The following is a 15526-nucleotide window of genomic DNA, read 5'->3' as shown; positions in this document are numbered from 1 at the left end:
TAGAATTTGCGTAATGCACATATAGAATGGCGTTAAATCGATAATAACAATGAATAAAGAAAAACGATTAGAAATTCTCACCCGATTGCGTGATGACAATCCACACCCGACCACTGAGCTTAACTTTAGCACCCCGTTTGAGCTGCTTATTGCCGTATTACTTTCCGCCCAAGCGACCGATGTTGGTGTTAATAAAGCAACCGATAAGCTTTATGCCGTTGCTAATACCCCGCAAGCAATTCTTGATCTTGGTTTAGACAAATTAAAAAGCTATATAAAAACCATTGGCCTGTTTAATACCAAAGCCGAAAACACCATGAAAACCTGTCAAATGTTGGTGGACTTACACGGCGGTGAAGTACCAGAAGACAGAGCCGCGTTAGAAGCCCTACCAGGCGTTGGCCGAAAAACTGCAAACGTTGTGCTAAATACCGCATTTGGCTGGCCGACAATCGCAGTGGACACCCACATCGACCGCGTTTCAAACCGCACTAAGTTTGCTATGGGTAAAAACGTGGTTGAAGTAGAACAAAAGCTTCTTAAAGTAGTGCCTAAAGAATTCAAAGTCGACGTACACCACTGGTTAATTCTACACGGTCGTTATGTATGTACTGCGCGCAAACCAAAGTGTGGTGCTTGTATTATTGAAGACTTGTGCGAGTTTAAAGATAAAACTGAGTAAAGTTATATTTTAAAACGAATTAAACAGAGCGTCAGAAGTAGTATATTTCCTAACGCTCATAGGTGCTGTTATTTAGTTCAAACGTATTAAATTAGAGTTCATTACCGTTTTTATCTTCACCAATAAGTATCCAATCAGGATTATCATTATAGTCAGGGTGAGTAGTCCAATTGCTCAAATCAAAAATCCAAGGCTGTAGACACTCTCTATCTGTCACACATGGATCGGTTAACGTACCCATAAATTCAATCACTTTTTCAGATTGTTCGGTGTTAATATCAATTTCAGGTGCAGGTGAATTCGATACGGTTTCATCAAACGTTTGTCGAAACAAAATACGCGTATTGTTAAATGCATCAGGATTCATATTGTTATAAACCTGTTCACATGTTTCGCCGGTTTTATCCATAATATCGATGATAGATGTTAGCTCACAATAATCAGCATTTCCCATTTCATTAAACCTAGCATTGCCGTTAAGAATAGTGCTTATTCCAAGCAAGTCATTCATAGCTCCTCCCGGATTTCCATAAACATCCATAACCTGTCGTAAAGTAGATAAACTGCCATTATGCATGTAAGGGCCTGTTTCTGTGATATTCAATAAAGGTGATGTACGAAAATGATAGGTATCTCCTACGTCTCCCGTGATATTAACACGACCAAAGTCAGAGTTATTCACGGGTGGGAAACTTGAACTATCGCTATTACCCGGCCCTACTTGTCCTAGTCCAATGGCATGAAATTTCTCGTCGGTGAACGCATCACCTGAGTGACATTGACTACACGCCGCGCCTCCTTCGTCACCTGCGGTCATAAACAGCACCGCGCCAATTTTTTCATTCTGCGTCATTACATCAATGTTTCTGTCTGCAATTCCTTTCAAAGCAGCTACGTATTCCTGCCAACGATTTTTGGTAAACACCATAGACTCTTCAAATGTAGCTAGCGCCTCGGCAATGCGGTCAAAACTAATATCTGAATCACCATAGGCAGTTTGAAAGAGTGCTTCCCATTCTGCATCACCTTCAAAACGAGCAGCCAACATTGCACGATATGCTTGGTTGTCATCATCTGTTAATGGCTCATCACCTCGCATTTCATTGTGATTTACCGTTGGGAAACGAGATTGCGCATTGGCTAATGAAGCGCCTTCAGGAATATTACTGTCTACGCTGTTAAAATTGGCAGAATCTGGCGTAATAATACCCGCATCAGTGCCTCTTGTACCTGGGGTATTACTTGCGCTTTCAATACGTGAATCCCAAAACAATCCTCGATCCATTAGCCCAATATTAAATATCGTTGGCGCATTACGGCCAATCAGGGGATATCCTGCTAGCTCATTTGAATCACTACCATTAAAATAACGGCCTGAACCAACGGTATTAGAAGAGAAGTTATGAAAGACATCAACTGCATCGTAACCAACAGGCCACGACAAATTATCTCCGCCACCTAAAACTGGATGATGACATGAAGCACAAGCGGTGTCGTACTCGCCACTTAATCGTTTTGAATAAAACAAAGCTTTACCAAGCTGAGCTTTATCATCATTAATGCTAGGTAATTCACGCCCCGTTGTTGGGTCGCCCGTATAACCTTGCTCTTCAATTAACACTTGAGCATGAGCATCAACAGGAGCAATTTCCCCTTCAGGTGAGCCTAAACCATCATCCACCACTATGGCCGGTCCATTTTGGAGATCAACACTAGCTAATTCATTATCACCCGAGCCGCTACGCACAAGCCTCACCAACATGTCAGAACTCCGCCCTTTAAACCAATTCAAGCCCGCTTTAAAGTTTACAAACCAAGAATCCTGAGCAAAATCTATCATCGGAGACGAACTCCATGTGTAATCTACGCTTGTGGATGGAAAAACATTTAGGTTAATAGCAGGCTCAACACGGTTGAAATCGACTAATGAGTATAGTTCTTTAATATTAGGGAGTCGCCAATCACTATAACCCGCCAACTCACTAGTTTGAGCATGCTCTAATGCTAACGCCCAGTCCATGGTTTCTGCTGAACCATTATCACAGTTAATCCCGCTAAGGCCTGCAACACATTGCGCCCACATAAGATCGGTTGCTAAATCAGTCACTGTACCGTCATTATGCACTTTGTAACGTTCATTAGGCGTTTGCTCTACATTATCAACAAATGGATCCATCACCCTAACTAAGCGGAGTGCTGATGCTTGATAACGCTGAACATTTTTATTATTACCAAAGGCTAATTGAAACGCCCAAGCATAAAATTCACCATGCGAACCGCGATAAGGAGACGCAGTCCAGTAAAAGTCACTCGTTGCATTAGGAAAATAGCCTTGATCAATTTTAAATGAGTTAGGACCAAAGCCATTGCCGAAGTTTACTAATGACATAAACTGAGCATTATCTGGTACCCTCCAGTCACTATAACCGCAGAAATTTTCCTCATTGGTAGCGATAATCAGATTGTTCCAGTCATCATAGTAATCACCATCTCTATCTTCATTATCTCTATCTTTTGCTGTTAAGCCCCCCAACGATAAAAATTATTCGCGTCGTGGATGCCACCATCTCTGGTTTTCACTTCCCATAGCAAGCCTGTTCTATCATCACGAACACATGCCCAAGGGTCTGAAGCGTAGTTCCCATTGCCACTATAAACACTGCCATCGGCATTGATACGAGTAAGATAAAAACCACCGTCACCATCACTACCGGAATTAACAGTCGCACTTCTTCCCTGACTGCAATCTTGTTCCAGTAGCAAGCCATTTGTGCCTGTGATAGTTGTAGTACAGTTAGTACCGTTATTCGATTCATTTGAGCCGAAAGTTATGCCCGTATCGTTTAGAAAGGCCATGCCTGTATTAAATTCTAAAGGTTCAGGATCATTACCATTGTTATTACCATTTCTGATGTTATCAAGCTCTGCTTCTAGCTCTGTAATGATTGCTTGTTCTGCTGCACTTAAAGAGCCACTATTTATAAGCTCCTGTTCTTCATATGGGTCGGAAGCTAAATGGTAAAGTTTCATGGTGCCGTCAGCATTCACGATAAGCTTGTATTCTCCATCACTGATCGCCCACATATCAACATCGCCATCGTCCTTTTCAACGTATTGATAATCTCTAATTTGAACATCATTAGTAAAGAGCGGTTTTAAGCTCAAGCTATCATGGATATTGGGTTCATCAATGCCAGCAATTTCTGAAATAGTGCTAAATATATCTGTCGCAGAGGCAAGGTTTTCAATGAGTCCCGATCTTGTTACGCCTTTACCTGTAACAAATAATGGTACATTAACGCCGCCTTGGTACACTGAACCTTTTGAACTTCCCTGCCGATAAGGAGACTGCGCAACACTCGAAGGCGTACCATTATCACCCATCACAATAATTACGGTATTTTCTAATTCTTGTTGAGGAATACTGTCGAGTAAACGACCTATTTGATAGTCCATCGCTTCTATTGCAGCTAAGTAATAGGGTAACGCGTCTATACCATCTTCATACGCTGGTAAATCACCTTGAGAGTGCATAGAGTTTGGTGGAACATGGTACGGCGTATGTGGAGCATTGTATGCCATCCACATAAACCACGGTTTATCTTGCTGCTGTGCTATCCAATCAATAGCAACGTTCGTTAGTTTTGTCGTCGCATATTCTGTTTGCCTCGAAGTAGTACCATCTTCATACATTTGCCACTCGTAGTAATCATTGACAGCGCCACTAATAATCCCTGAGTAAAAATTAATACCAAAATCTTCTGGATTTAAGGTTGGTTCGGTTCCTGAAATATGCCATTTACCGACTACCGCAGTTGAATAACGGTCATTAGTTAGGGTATTAATATGGCTTTGTAAGGTAACTTCTTGCGGATCTAATATATCACCAACCCATTTCACGCCAGTGTTAACACCGTATTTACCCGTTATCATTGAAGCTCTTGTTGGAGTACAGCTAGGGTAGCTCCAAAAATTATTAAATGATAAACCCGCATTTTGAAGATCATCTAACGTAGGTGTAGTCGGTTTTATTTGGCCTTCTGAAAAACCATTGGTAGCATCTTTACCCATATCATCAGCAATGATAAGTAATATGTTTGGATATTCTGATGGCTCTGATATAACAATATCTATTACCGCGATAGGTAGGCTAATTTTGGTTTCACCGCCTTCTCCACTACAACTTAGTTCAAAATCGTAATTCCCAACGGCATCAAATACATCAGTTTCTTCACTGCCTGTAAGTGATTTATCTCCACTCCACGCTCCCGAGGCAATGCAACTTGTCGCGTGACTACTCGACCAAGTAAGTAAGGTGTTCTCGCCAACTTCTATACTCGTTGAACTGGCAGATAAGGCGATGGTTGGTTTGGGTGCTGTTGTATTTTCACTCCCCCCTGACGTATCACCACCTCCGCCGCCACAAGCAGACAGAAAAAGTAAGGGTGATGTAATACACAATGCGAGAAAAGTACTTTTATTTCTTATTTTTATCATAACAATGCCGATCCAATATTTTAAAATTTCCCATTAACTTCGACATCATATTTGAAGAAAGATGAGCGGAAGATGAGGATAATAAATAAATGTTAAGATAATGTTTGGTTTTGCAAAATGAAGTCAATTAGCATGCTTTAAAGGAGATATAGAAATAGCTCCACTGTTCGATTTATTCTTCAGCCAGATTCATTATCAACATTTGCTTATCATCTAGCTCTACCGTTAACTTTAACGAAATTGCTGTTGCAGCCGAATGCGCGATTGAAAGGCCTAAACCAACATGATTAGTACCCGTTCTCGAACTATCCTTTCTCCATAAACGGTCAAACATTGTCGAGAGGTCATTCTTACCTATGTTAGGAGCAAGATTAGCGATCGTAAAAATCGAATGACTGTTGTTACTGTGAATAATGACTTCACTGTTTTTAGGTGCATACTCAACAGCATTACTTATCAGATTGGAAATAATAATACGCAAAAGGTGAGGGTTACTTTCTATTACGTGTTGTTCATTCAAGGACAAAGCAAGCGTTATCCCCCGCTTTTTTACAAGCGTTGATTGCAAAGCAATACATTCTTCAATAACGATGGAGACATTCACCTTTTCGAGGAGTATTTCAGATCCAGAGTTCTCTATTCGAGCTAAAGAGAGCAAGCTGTCTATCGTATTTTGTAGTTGTGCAGAAGATTCAGCAATATATCGATAATCATCAACTGATGACTGTTCGGGCCATTTCATTGCTACTTCACTTGTTGTACGAATAGCAGCTAACGGCGTTCGTAACTCATGCGCAAGGTCATTATTGAATTGGCGCTCTCTTTCAAAACTTTTTTCCAATCTTGCAAGCAATTGATTGAGCCTACTGATTAAAGGAGTTATTTCCGTTGGTACACCTTCAACATTCAATCTATTATGCAACGAACCAGCTTCTACTTCCGCCACTTTTTTAGACAGATATTGTATCGGCGCTAATGTTCTTCTTATGGTAAAAACAAGTATGAATGACAATAAACAGCAAAAAAATGTGCCTCCAATTATCAATTTATAAGTAAGTGTCGCTAATTGTTTATTCGTCTCTGTCTTCAAAATCGCAACTGAAACAGGTATATCACCGACTCTAGGGCCGAGCCTCAACGTAAAAGAGTGCATACGAATATCTTCACCCGAAGCTAACCGACTATTGTAGTGTCGTTGCTGATGTTGTTCACTCGGGTAGCTAAACTGATACTCGGCAAGGTTTTCAGATTTACTTACTGTTGCTCCATCTTCATCCCAAGCTTGTAAATAAAAGGTGTTATTTTCATCGTTAAGCAAACGTTTGGTGTTTTTAGCAATCTCTTTTGGTGACCTCATATTACCACCAAACCTCCGAGGTGGTATTGGTATTCTATTGGCAAGTTGAACCGTGCGAGCAAGCTTATTAAGTTCATTATCAAGGCCACTATTAAGCCTACGTTTTTCAGAAAAATACAAAGTTGCCGCTGCTAAAATCGCAATAACAATAAAACTTGGCACTAGCCAAAATAATAGTTGTGAGCGGATACTTTTCATGGCTTTTCTTCGCTAATTACGTAGCCCATACCTCTTCGAGTATGAATTAGTAAAGCATCGTTTTTTGATACCTTAATCGCTTTTCTCAAAGCGCATATTGCTGTATCAACTACGTTACTCATGGGCGACACTTGTTCGTCATAAATATGCTCTTCTATTTGGGTACGAGAAATAACACTTCCCTCATGCAACATGAGGTATTCTAATAATGAAAACAATTGAGAGGATAAAGGGATATTATAGCTTCCTCGAGTAACAATTTTGGCTGATCGGTCTAAGGTCAAATCACCAATAGATAATTTTGGAGAGCGGGTTTGGTATTTTCGTCTAGCAAGCGCTTCAACCCTAGCGATAAGTTCTTCGATCGCAAATGATTTAACCAAATAATCATCAGCGCCTAAGCGCAAACCAGTAACACGATCTTCAATTGAGTCTTTCGCTGTCAAAAACAATACCGGCGATTCATTGTTAGCTTCCCTCAACTTTTTAAGCACTTCTCGACCATCTAACCCCGGTAGCATTATATCGAGAATAATCACGTCATAATCATTCTCTAATGCCATCCATAAACCATCAGAGCCATTACCTGTTGCGTCTACCGCAAACCCAGATGCTTTCAACGCTTTAACGACAGCCCTAGACAGTGCTTCGGAATCTTCAACCAATAATAATTTCATCTTACAGCTCTTCTACAATAAACGGTTTAGTGGTGAACAAGTTTTTAACTAGCAATTAACTGTGAAATTTCCCAACACACCTTCAAAGGTATACAAGTTAACATGAGGAGAAGATGAGGTGTATCAACAAATTTTAATAGCGCTACTATCAATAATGATTATTATGGGGATATCAAATCCATCAACCACCCCATTATCTATCTTAATTATCTTTTGGCTGGCCTACTATCGCTGTAGACACCCACATTGACCGCGTATCAAACCGCACTAAATTCGCCATGGGTAAAAACGTGGTTGAAGTAGAACAAAAACTTTTAAAGGTTGTACCAAAAGAATTTAAAGTCGACGTACACCACTGGCTCATTCTACACGGTCGTTATGTATGTACTGCGCGCAAACCAAAGTGTGGTGCTTGTATTATTGAAGATTTGTGTGAGTTTAAAGATAAGACTGAGTAAAACGATTTTATTTTAAAAAAAGCCAATTGAATATTGGCTCTATTTCACTCACATCAATTATTGTTTAATAAAGACCTGATACTCTTCGAAACGTTTATCTAAGAATTCGATATTTTCACTCTTGTGGCGAAGCATACTTTTCTCTAGCCCTTTCGACTCTAGCAAGCCTGCAATTCTACCTTGTTTATTAAATTGGAATAACTCCGCATTATAAGTATCTGAAATAGGATCTTTATATGCATCTTGTGGAGCTATGACTTCCCAACCATTTGCCCGTATATGCTTGATCAACTTACCTAAAAAAAGTGCAGCAATTTCATTTTCGTGCAGCAGTAAAACGTGTTTTACTGGCCTGTCTAAATGCTTTTGTGCAAGTGCGTCGTAGAACTCAATACCTTCCCATAGAGTATCTACATATAGCTGGCCTAACTTGTCATGATTGACCTCAAGACCTTGTTCTTTTGCTTTTAAAAGTTTTGAGTTCATATACCAGTCAAAGTTGTCAACGGTTACATAGCCAAAATCGTAACCTTTGCTTATTAAATGGGCCTGAATTGATTGTCTTTTGTTTACCGTCTCACCATAGTGTAAATATGGATGTCGATGAAGCTTCAAAACATTATCAAAATTAATTAGCGCTTTATGTGCAATATCAAAATCATTTATGTAAGAGTTAACTTCAACTTTATTGGCTGAAACGTGGGTGTGGCTATGATGAGCCAAGTGGAAACCGGCATCTGAATAATCATTCAACCTCTGTTTATCAAATTCCGAAGTAATGTTAGCCGTTGTTACGAAAAATAGTGCGTCAGGTACATTATTTTCCTGTAAATGTTTTATTATTTTCTTTGTTTTTTCTTCTCCACTCATTATGTGACTCCCTGCTAAAGGGGCATCATCAAAAGTTAAAGCAATTTGTTTAGAATAAGAGAATGGAGAAACTAAAGAAAGTAATAGCAAAATTGAGTTTCGATTCATTAATAGCTCCTTAATATTAGTAATCGACTTACGCTCAGTTAAATATATCTTTTCAACTATACATAGTTATCAACAACTTAAAATATTTTCTTCAATATTTGACTACACAAAATAGTTAGCCATATCTACTTTCCTTATCTTTAGGCTGGCCGACAATAGCCGAAGACACCCATATAGACCGCGTATCAAACCGTACTAAGTTTGCTATGGGTAAAAACGTAGTAGAGGTTGAACAAAAACTTTTAAAAGTTGTACCTAAAGAATTAAAAGTCGACGTACACCACTGGTTAATTCTACACGGTCGTTATGTATGTACTGCGCGCAAATAAAGTGAACTACCTTTTAAATAGTTTACACCACTGGTTTATTGTTCACGGGTGATACCTGTCCACTGCTTGTAAACCTAAGCGTGGTATGTGTATTATTGGAACTTGTGTGAGTTTAAAGATAAGATGGAATAACAACTAAAATGAAACCATTCATAGCCTTATTGCTTAGTATTAGTTTATCTGCTTGTTCTCCATCATCTATTCCAGTTTCTTCCAGTCCTAAAAATCCTTGGCTATTAGTCGATAACTTCGAACAAACAACATTAGAAAATTGGACCAACTTAGACACTCAAAATGACACGGCCCCTTTTGTTGCCAACCCACAAATCACTAAAATCATCAGTGATGATCACAATCAATATCTAATCAAAAAGCCAGCAAAGGATGGTGTTGTAGGTAATCGTAAAGCTCTGAGCTTTACTCAATTACCCGAAGCTGTTGCTGTAGGAGAAATTTATACCTTTTATACTGAGATTTTAGTTGAACAATTTCCGAATAATCACGCGTTTGGCTTGAGTAATATGGATGCTAGCGGCATTGCTAAACATGCTTATAATGCATTTGAACCAACGTTAAGAGTCACCGACAAGTATGAATCAAATGGATTCAAAAATGACGGAACCTTAATGGTCAAAATAGACAGTGATGATAAATACAGACAATACAGCAAAGTTCAAAACTATAACTCTGGAAAACCTGCGACTCCTTTGCAAACTTCTCAATGGTATAAGATTTGGTACGTTGTAAATAACAATCTTATTGTTAATGGCGGTCAATCTTACGATGTGTATATGCAAGGTGGCGAATTTTCAGAACAAACATTGGTGTTTCGACAAGCGAATTTTCGCATGAAACGAGAACAACCACTGATATACTTTTTTGCTACTTGTAATACGGGTCCACAAACAAAGCCTTATGGAAATGGCGGTCTCGCGTACGACAATATATTCATGAGTAAAGGCATAAATTTATCGCTGCCCACTATCGATTAAAACTCTACTTAAATATTTGCCAAAACAGCGACCAATAGCTCTTTTTGATAATTGCTAATATTTACTTTCCTTATATTTCGTCGGACCAACAATAACTCTAGACTCGCATATTTATCGCGTTTCATACCGCACCAAACCTGCCACGGGCAAGAAGGTGGTAGAGGTGGAACAAAAGCTTCTTAAAATAGTGCCTAAAGAATTCAAACTAGACGTACATCACTGGCTTATTCTTTATGGCCGTTAGTTTGTACAGCACGCAAACCAAAGTGTGGTGCTTGTATTATTGACGGTTTGTGTGAGTTTAAGAATAAGACTGAATAGCCTTGCATCTTCGGTTAGCAACAGTAATAAAAAGCCCTAAATACTAAACCAGTAATTAGGGCTTTATTTTTTAAGAAAAACTAATATCTAATCGCCTTTCTTTTCAGTATCACTGTCGTCTTTGTACTTATCAAACCAAGCTAAGATATAGCCGATTTTGCGTGCTAGATTAGAAGGCTTAGCGGCAATTCCATGATAGGCGCCTTGAATACGAACCAGTGAGCTTTCGACACCTTGTAAGCGCAATGCACCGTAGTATTGTTCGCTTTCAGACATAGGCGTACGTACATCTAATTCACCGGTTAGTACCATGGTTGGCGTTTTGACATTGCCAACTAATGATAACGGCGAACGATTCCAATATTGCTCGTAATCGTTCCAAGGTAAGTCTGTAAACCAATATTTGCTCATAAAGGCATAGATATCAGATGTACCGATCATGCTGGTCCAGTTGATGACGGGTTTTGCCACAACAGATGCTTTAAAACGATCGGTGTTACCGATAATCCAAGACGTTAACGTACCACCGCCGGAGCCACCGGTTACAAACAGGTTCGACTCATCGACATAGCCTTTGGCAATTGCCGCATCAACCATATCCATCAGATCATTATAATCTTGTGATGGGTAATTTTTATCGATCAAATTAGCGAACTCTTCACCTTGAGAGGTAGAGCCACGAGGGTTGCCGTATAAAACCACATAACCAGCCGCTGCCATTAGTTGCACTTCGGTTGAGTAACCTGGGCCATACGCGGTGTGTGGGCCGCCATGTATTTCTAAAATTAATGGGTATTTTTTCTTAGGGTCAAAATTTGGTGGTGTTACTATCCAAGCTTGTAAATCTCGACTATCTACACTGCTTTTTAACTCCACTAATTCTGGTTTGTTCACTGTTTTGTGATCAAATACATCACCATTTAAATCAGTAAGTTGTTTGGCTTTGCCCTTCTTATTTACTATCGCAAGATCAGCTGGACGAATACCCGTTGAAGAGGTGTAAACAATGCTGCCATTGTCGGTTACATCGTAATTGCCTGAGGTATATGGTCTACCTAAAGTCGTGCCACCTAAGTTACTTGTTTTCTTTGAAATCTTACCTGATAAGTTTACGTAGGCGACATTTTTCTTACCCATATCATCATAACTGAAATATAAGCCTTTACCGTTATCTGCCCATTTAATATCACCAACAGAGCGGTCTAGTTTCGTCGTTAAATTTTCAATACTAGAGCCATCAACATCCATTACGTATAATTGGCTTAGCTGATTTGACTTGCCATTGTCTTCATTACCAACAAAGGCTATTTTGTTACCATTAGGACTCAATTGAGGGCTGTATTCTGGGCCACTCATATCCGTTAATCTCGTTACTTTTGACGTGTTTACATCAATGCTAAATAGATCGCTATTTAGCATATCGAACTCTGCGTCATCTTTTGTGTTGGCAGAGATAATTAACTGTTGGCCGTTTTTAGACCATGCTATTGAACCTGCGTGATCGTGTTCACCGGTGGTAATTTGTCTTGGCGTGCCACCAATAGTCGGTACAACATACACTTGCATGTTGCCTGGGCGTCTCATGCCCATGCCATCTCGTTGAAAATTAGTTTGATCAATATACTGAGGGTTTTCCGCCCACTTAGCATCTTTTGGCTTAAAACCTAAACTAAATAAAGGTTTGGCTTTCGTTGGTGTAAACATAGCAAAAGCCAAATATTTACCGTCAGGTGAAAAACTCATACTGCTAGGGCTCATTGCAACGTCTGTTACGCGAGCGGTGTTGTTTGATGCTAAATCTTTCAAATAGATTTGTACTTTACCCTCTTTACTTGACAGGTAAGCCATCTTAGCGCCGTCAGGTGAAAATACAGGGTTAAAGTGATTTTTACTGTCAGAAAGAATCGGTAGATGAGTGCTACCATCTAATGCGACTGACCACAGGTTGCGTCGCATTGAATCCGTCATAATATCCATGCTTCGGCGCTCGTAAACTACGTGTTTACCATCGGGCGTCACAACAGGATTAGCAGCATATTCAAGATTAAATACGTCTTTCAAAGATAACGTATTACTTGTCGGCTCATCGGCAAAAGCTGCATGGCTGGCAAATAACGTACTAATTAACAGCGTTAACGATGATTTGGTTAAATGCTTTTTATTCATGGTAGGTTTATCTCTTATTGATTTTAATTCGATAAAAATTCGTAAAGCTGTCCTAAACATAACTTATTCAAACGTATAAACACCATATATTTAATTTAGAAAGTGCATTTTTTTAAGAAGCTAACAAGAAAATTGAAGAATCTGTTTTGACGTGCTGTTGCACGGTTTCAACACATGCTCACAACGGGGACTGTAATATTCTCGAGTGAATATTGGTGGGACAAAGAATTGGGCTAAATCGCAGCCCAATTCTTAATTTAGTCATATAAATTGATGAAAGAACTCAATTTTTATGGGTTATAGCCATCATGAGTATTGACGATGCTATAAAAGGTCGCCTGAACATAATCGTCAGCATCACCGGTATTATTCTGATTATAAACACCTGCTTTGAAGTAATTATACTCGTCACTACCGTTGTGATATCCGCTATTGCTCATATCAACTTTTTGTTCAACATCCGCTTTACCTTCACGCATAATGGTGACCGTCAAGTCGTGACCCACGACCTTGATGGAATAGCTAAAGACTTCGCCCAGAGCGATACCATCACTTGGGTTTGATGCCGAGCTTGAATTGCTGCCTATCATGTCGTATTTATCATCATTACCACCGTTGGGCTCATGGGCCAAATAGATTGAACCTAAGCTGTTACCCGGTAATTTACGATAATATAGTTTCGCTGGCTCGTCATTGCGCGCATGGATCTGACCGATAATCACACGGCCTACCTGGCCACTGTCACCACTGGTGGTAACATGATCAACTTTCAACGTAGCGACTAGCTCACCATCAATACCACCGGCATTTGAGCGGTCCTCAGCAGAGTAGGTAGAGAAAACCCAGTTGTTTTTATTTATCCCTTGGGTAGAGATACTCTCGTCACCGCGACGCAGCATTTCTCGTAATTCTGAACGAGTGTAACTGGTGTTCGTCGATGTTTTAGGCGCATCAATCGGGGCTTTAAATACTAAGCCACCGTCCGCGGCATAATAGAACCATTCACTGTGCTGATAGCCAGCAACTAGTTCATTTTCACTTATGGTATCGGATTTGCCATCACCGTTGTTATCAACAGGGACACCTAATGTCCAATCGTTTAATTCAATGCCAGTTGCCGGCGGCTCTACAGGTGGTTCTACCGGTGGGTTAGTACCGCCGTCTTCCTGATTACAGCCTAGCACTTTGGCTTCAATGATACTGTTCCAGGTGTTTGACGAGTTGCCATAACCGGTAATACGGATATATCTGGCCTGGGCACTAAAACCATCGACGGTTTCATAACTACTGCTGCTACCAGACGATTGTGCACTTACCACAGCAGCATCCCAGTTACTGTTATCGAGTGATGTGTCGACATCGAAATAAGAAACACGGGTATTGCCCTTAAACCAGACGATTTGAGCGCCATTAACGGTGGCTTCAGCGCCTAGGTCGAATGTAATCTGCTTACCAGAACCATTAGACGACCAGCGAGATGTGTTACTTAAATCATCATCAATGGTATTACTCGGGCCGTGACCATCATTGCTACCATCATCAAAGGCAGATGAGATAGTTAATTCGCCACTTGCCTCGCATTCGCCGCCGGTTGGTGGTGTGGTTTCGCCAGGATCTGTTGGTTCACTGGATTCGGTTAGACTAAAATCATCGAATCGTCCTTCTCCCGAGCCATACTCACCAAATAATGTGATTTGTGTCGCAGAGCCTGAATTAAAGGTTACCGTAACGGCTTCAAAATCACTGCTACTGGTACTGTTTGAATACGTGGTGCCATTGACGCGTGCGCCAATCTTACCTGATCCCTTGATAAAAGCCTGAAGCTGATAATCGGTATTTGCGAGAACATTCACAGATTGTTCGAAAGCCCCAGAGCTGCCGGTAATTTTCGCCGCTCGGTTACCTGAGTAAGAATCTGACGATATGGCAGACGGATCGGTATCGGACCAACCATCCCAATTACTCTCAAAACCTGGATTTTCTATATTGACGGCACTCGCAGGCGCCGCAAAGCCCACTGCAGTGAAGGCGAGGCTCCCCAGAACCAAGCTGGTTAAATAGCTTTTGTTATTGTTTTGCATCATTTGACCTTTTTATATTTATTATTTTTGTACGACCAATTTGTTAATCTTTGGTTTCAAGTTGTGACCAAATTGTTAACCTTCGGCTTCGAATTGGATACTGCAACATGTCAGACCAAAGATCAAATATTGGCTTTAATGGCCATTTACAAGACGAAAAATGTGAAATTAGGGCTATTAGTTTAAAAAACAACCAGATAACAAGGGGTTTTCTGCTGAAGTGATTACTAACTGGATTTATTTTTGGTCAGACCAATTCCTGGTGAAGGCTAGTAATGTTAATGCCATTAAATTGACACGAAGCGCGAGGAAATTCGCGGTGAGAAGCGAGGTTTTATAAAAGTTATTAAAAAATATTTGTTAGAACTTATTAATCTATAAATGTCGCAAATGACGCTCAATTTAGCACTTGATTAAGACCTCATTAGAGCTTAATCAAGTTTTTTATAAAAGCGCTTCAGTTAAGTTGTTTATTTCCAAAACAACATAAATTGCATGTTCTCAGATTTTAAAGAGAAGATTTCAAAGAGAAGATTTCAAAGAGAAGATTTCAAAGAGAAGATTTCAAAGAGAAGATTTCAAAGAGAAGATTTCAAAGAGAAGATTTCAAAGAGAAGATTTCAAAGAGAAGATTTCAGAGAGAAGATTTCAAAGAGAAGATTTCAGAGAGAAGATTTCAGAGAGAAGATTTCAGAGAGAAGATTTCAGAGAGAAGATTTCAGAGAGAAGATTTCAGAGAGAAGATTTCAGAGAGAAGATTTCAAAGAGCTGTAAAGTCACGATGTATGCA

General features: G+C 39.9%; 10 protein-coding genes and 3 pseudogenes. 6 read left to right on the top strand and 7 right to left on the bottom strand.

Annotation, left to right across the window (positions count from 1 at the left end; translation table 11 throughout):
- The first annotated feature begins 49 nt into the window (after nucleotides 1-49).
- Nucleotides 50-682, top strand: coding sequence for an endonuclease III (gene nth / locus E2K93_RS15700; RefSeq protein WP_135439994.1), 633 nt, complete (start codon nucleotides 50-52; stop codon nucleotides 680-682).
- A gap of 91 nt (nucleotides 683-773) precedes the next feature.
- Here the strand turns inward: nth and E2K93_RS15695 are convergent, their stop codons facing one another.
- From E2K93_RS15695 to E2K93_RS15680, 4 genes are all read right to left on the bottom strand, one after another.
- Nucleotides 774-3215: a DUF1566 domain-containing protein gene (locus tag E2K93_RS15695; RefSeq protein WP_135439993.1), complete on the bottom strand. Its 2442-nt coding sequence runs from the start codon at nucleotides 3213-3215 to the stop codon at nucleotides 774-776.
- Complete coding sequence (locus tag E2K93_RS15690; protein ID WP_135439992.1) at nucleotides 3203-5179, bottom strand: sulfatase-like hydrolase/transferase; 1977 nt, start codon at nucleotides 5177-5179, stop codon at nucleotides 3203-3205. Before E2K93_RS15690 ends, E2K93_RS15695 begins: the two co-directional genes overlap by 13 nt.
- A 172-nt stretch (nucleotides 5180-5351) precedes the next feature.
- The gene (locus E2K93_RS15685; RefSeq protein WP_135439991.1) at nucleotides 5352-6734 is read right to left on the bottom strand and encodes a sensor histidine kinase; all 1383 of its coding nucleotides are present in this window, start codon (nucleotides 6732-6734) and stop codon (nucleotides 5352-5354) included.
- Nucleotides 6731-7411: a response regulator transcription factor gene (locus E2K93_RS15680; protein WP_135439990.1), complete on the bottom strand. Its 681-nt coding sequence runs from the start codon at nucleotides 7409-7411 to the stop codon at nucleotides 6731-6733. The genes E2K93_RS15685 and E2K93_RS15680 overlap by 4 nt, the downstream gene beginning before the upstream one ends.
- 209 nt (nucleotides 7412-7620) lie before the next feature.
- Here E2K93_RS15680 and E2K93_RS15675 point away from each other — a divergent pair.
- A pseudogene (locus E2K93_RS15675) lies at nucleotides 7621-7869 on the top strand (endonuclease III); the annotation flags it as partial.
- A gap of 57 nt (nucleotides 7870-7926) precedes the next feature.
- Here the strand turns inward: E2K93_RS15675 and E2K93_RS15670 are convergent.
- Nucleotides 7927-8847: a polysaccharide deacetylase family protein gene (locus tag E2K93_RS15670; protein WP_135439989.1), complete on the bottom strand. Its 921-nt coding sequence runs from the start codon at nucleotides 8845-8847 to the stop codon at nucleotides 7927-7929.
- 137 nt (nucleotides 8848-8984) lie between these two features.
- Between E2K93_RS15670 and E2K93_RS17820 the strand changes: the two are divergent.
- The 3 genes and pseudogenes from E2K93_RS17820 to E2K93_RS17815 all read left to right on the top strand — a co-directional run.
- Nucleotides 8985-9176 (top strand): annotated as a pseudogene (locus E2K93_RS17820) (endonuclease III); the annotation flags it as partial.
- A gap of 140 nt (nucleotides 9177-9316) precedes the next feature.
- Entirely contained in the window at nucleotides 9317-10168 is an 852-nt protein-coding gene (locus E2K93_RS15660) for a hypothetical protein (RefSeq protein WP_135439988.1), read from the top strand.
- 76 nt (nucleotides 10169-10244) lie between these two features.
- A pseudogene (locus E2K93_RS17815) lies at nucleotides 10245-10489 on the top strand (endonuclease III); the annotation flags it as partial.
- An 87-nt stretch (nucleotides 10490-10576) separates the two neighbouring features.
- Here the strand turns inward: E2K93_RS17815 and E2K93_RS15650 are convergent.
- Both E2K93_RS15650 and E2K93_RS15645 read right to left on the bottom strand, forming a co-directional pair.
- Nucleotides 10577-12655, bottom strand: a complete 2079-nt coding sequence (locus E2K93_RS15650; RefSeq protein ID WP_135439987.1) for a S9 family peptidase — start codon at nucleotides 12653-12655, stop codon at nucleotides 10577-10579.
- A 290-nt stretch (nucleotides 12656-12945) separates the two neighbouring features.
- Complete coding sequence (locus E2K93_RS15645) at nucleotides 12946-14739, bottom strand: polysaccharide lyase family 7 protein (protein WP_228445364.1); 1794 nt, start codon at nucleotides 14737-14739, stop codon at nucleotides 12946-12948.
- Between the two features lie 492 nt (nucleotides 14740-15231).
- On the opposite strand from E2K93_RS15645, the gene E2K93_RS15640 reads away from it, so the two are divergent.
- The gene (locus tag E2K93_RS15640) at nucleotides 15232-15510 is read left to right on the top strand and encodes a hypothetical protein (RefSeq protein WP_135439985.1); all 279 of its coding nucleotides are present in this window, start codon (nucleotides 15232-15234) and stop codon (nucleotides 15508-15510) included.
- The last annotated feature ends 16 nt before the right edge of the window (nucleotides 15511-15526 follow it).

It is taken from the genome of Thalassotalea sp. HSM 43, assembly GCF_004752005.1.
GTDB lineage: Bacteria > Pseudomonadota > Gammaproteobacteria > Enterobacterales > Alteromonadaceae > Thalassotalea_A.
The sequence above is the reverse complement of the archived record's forward strand: the minus strand, read 5'-3'. Positions and strand labels throughout refer to the sequence as shown.

Bases quoted from the DNA above. Each gene is read 5' to 3' on its own strand.
- nth (WP_135439994.1), top strand. From the start codon at position 50: ATGAATAAAGAAAAACGATTAGAAATTCTCACCCGATTGCGTGATGAC.
- E2K93_RS15690 (WP_135439992.1), bottom strand. From the start codon at position 5,179: ATGATAAAAATAAGAAATAAAAGTACTTTTCTCGCATTGTGTATTACA.
- E2K93_RS15685 (WP_135439991.1), bottom strand. From the start codon at position 6,734: ATGAAAAGTATCCGCTCACAACTATTATTTTGGCTAGTGCCAAGTTTT.
- E2K93_RS15680 (WP_135439990.1), bottom strand. From the start codon at position 7,411: ATGAAATTATTATTGGTTGAAGATTCCGAAGCACTGTCTAGGGCTGTC.
- E2K93_RS15670 (WP_135439989.1), bottom strand. From the start codon at position 8,847: ATGAATCGAAACTCAATTTTGCTATTACTTTCTTTAGTTTCTCCATTC.
- E2K93_RS15660 (WP_135439988.1), top strand. From the start codon at position 9,317: ATGAAACCATTCATAGCCTTATTGCTTAGTATTAGTTTATCTGCTTGT.
- E2K93_RS15650 (WP_135439987.1), bottom strand. From the start codon at position 12,655: ATGAATAAAAAGCATTTAACCAAATCATCGTTAACGCTGTTAATTAGT.
- E2K93_RS15645 (WP_228445364.1), bottom strand. From the start codon at position 14,739: ATGATGCAAAACAATAACAAAAGCTATTTAACCAGCTTGGTTCTGGGG.
- E2K93_RS15640 (WP_135439985.1), top strand. From the start codon at position 15,232: ATGTTCTCAGATTTTAAAGAGAAGATTTCAAAGAGAAGATTTCAAAGA.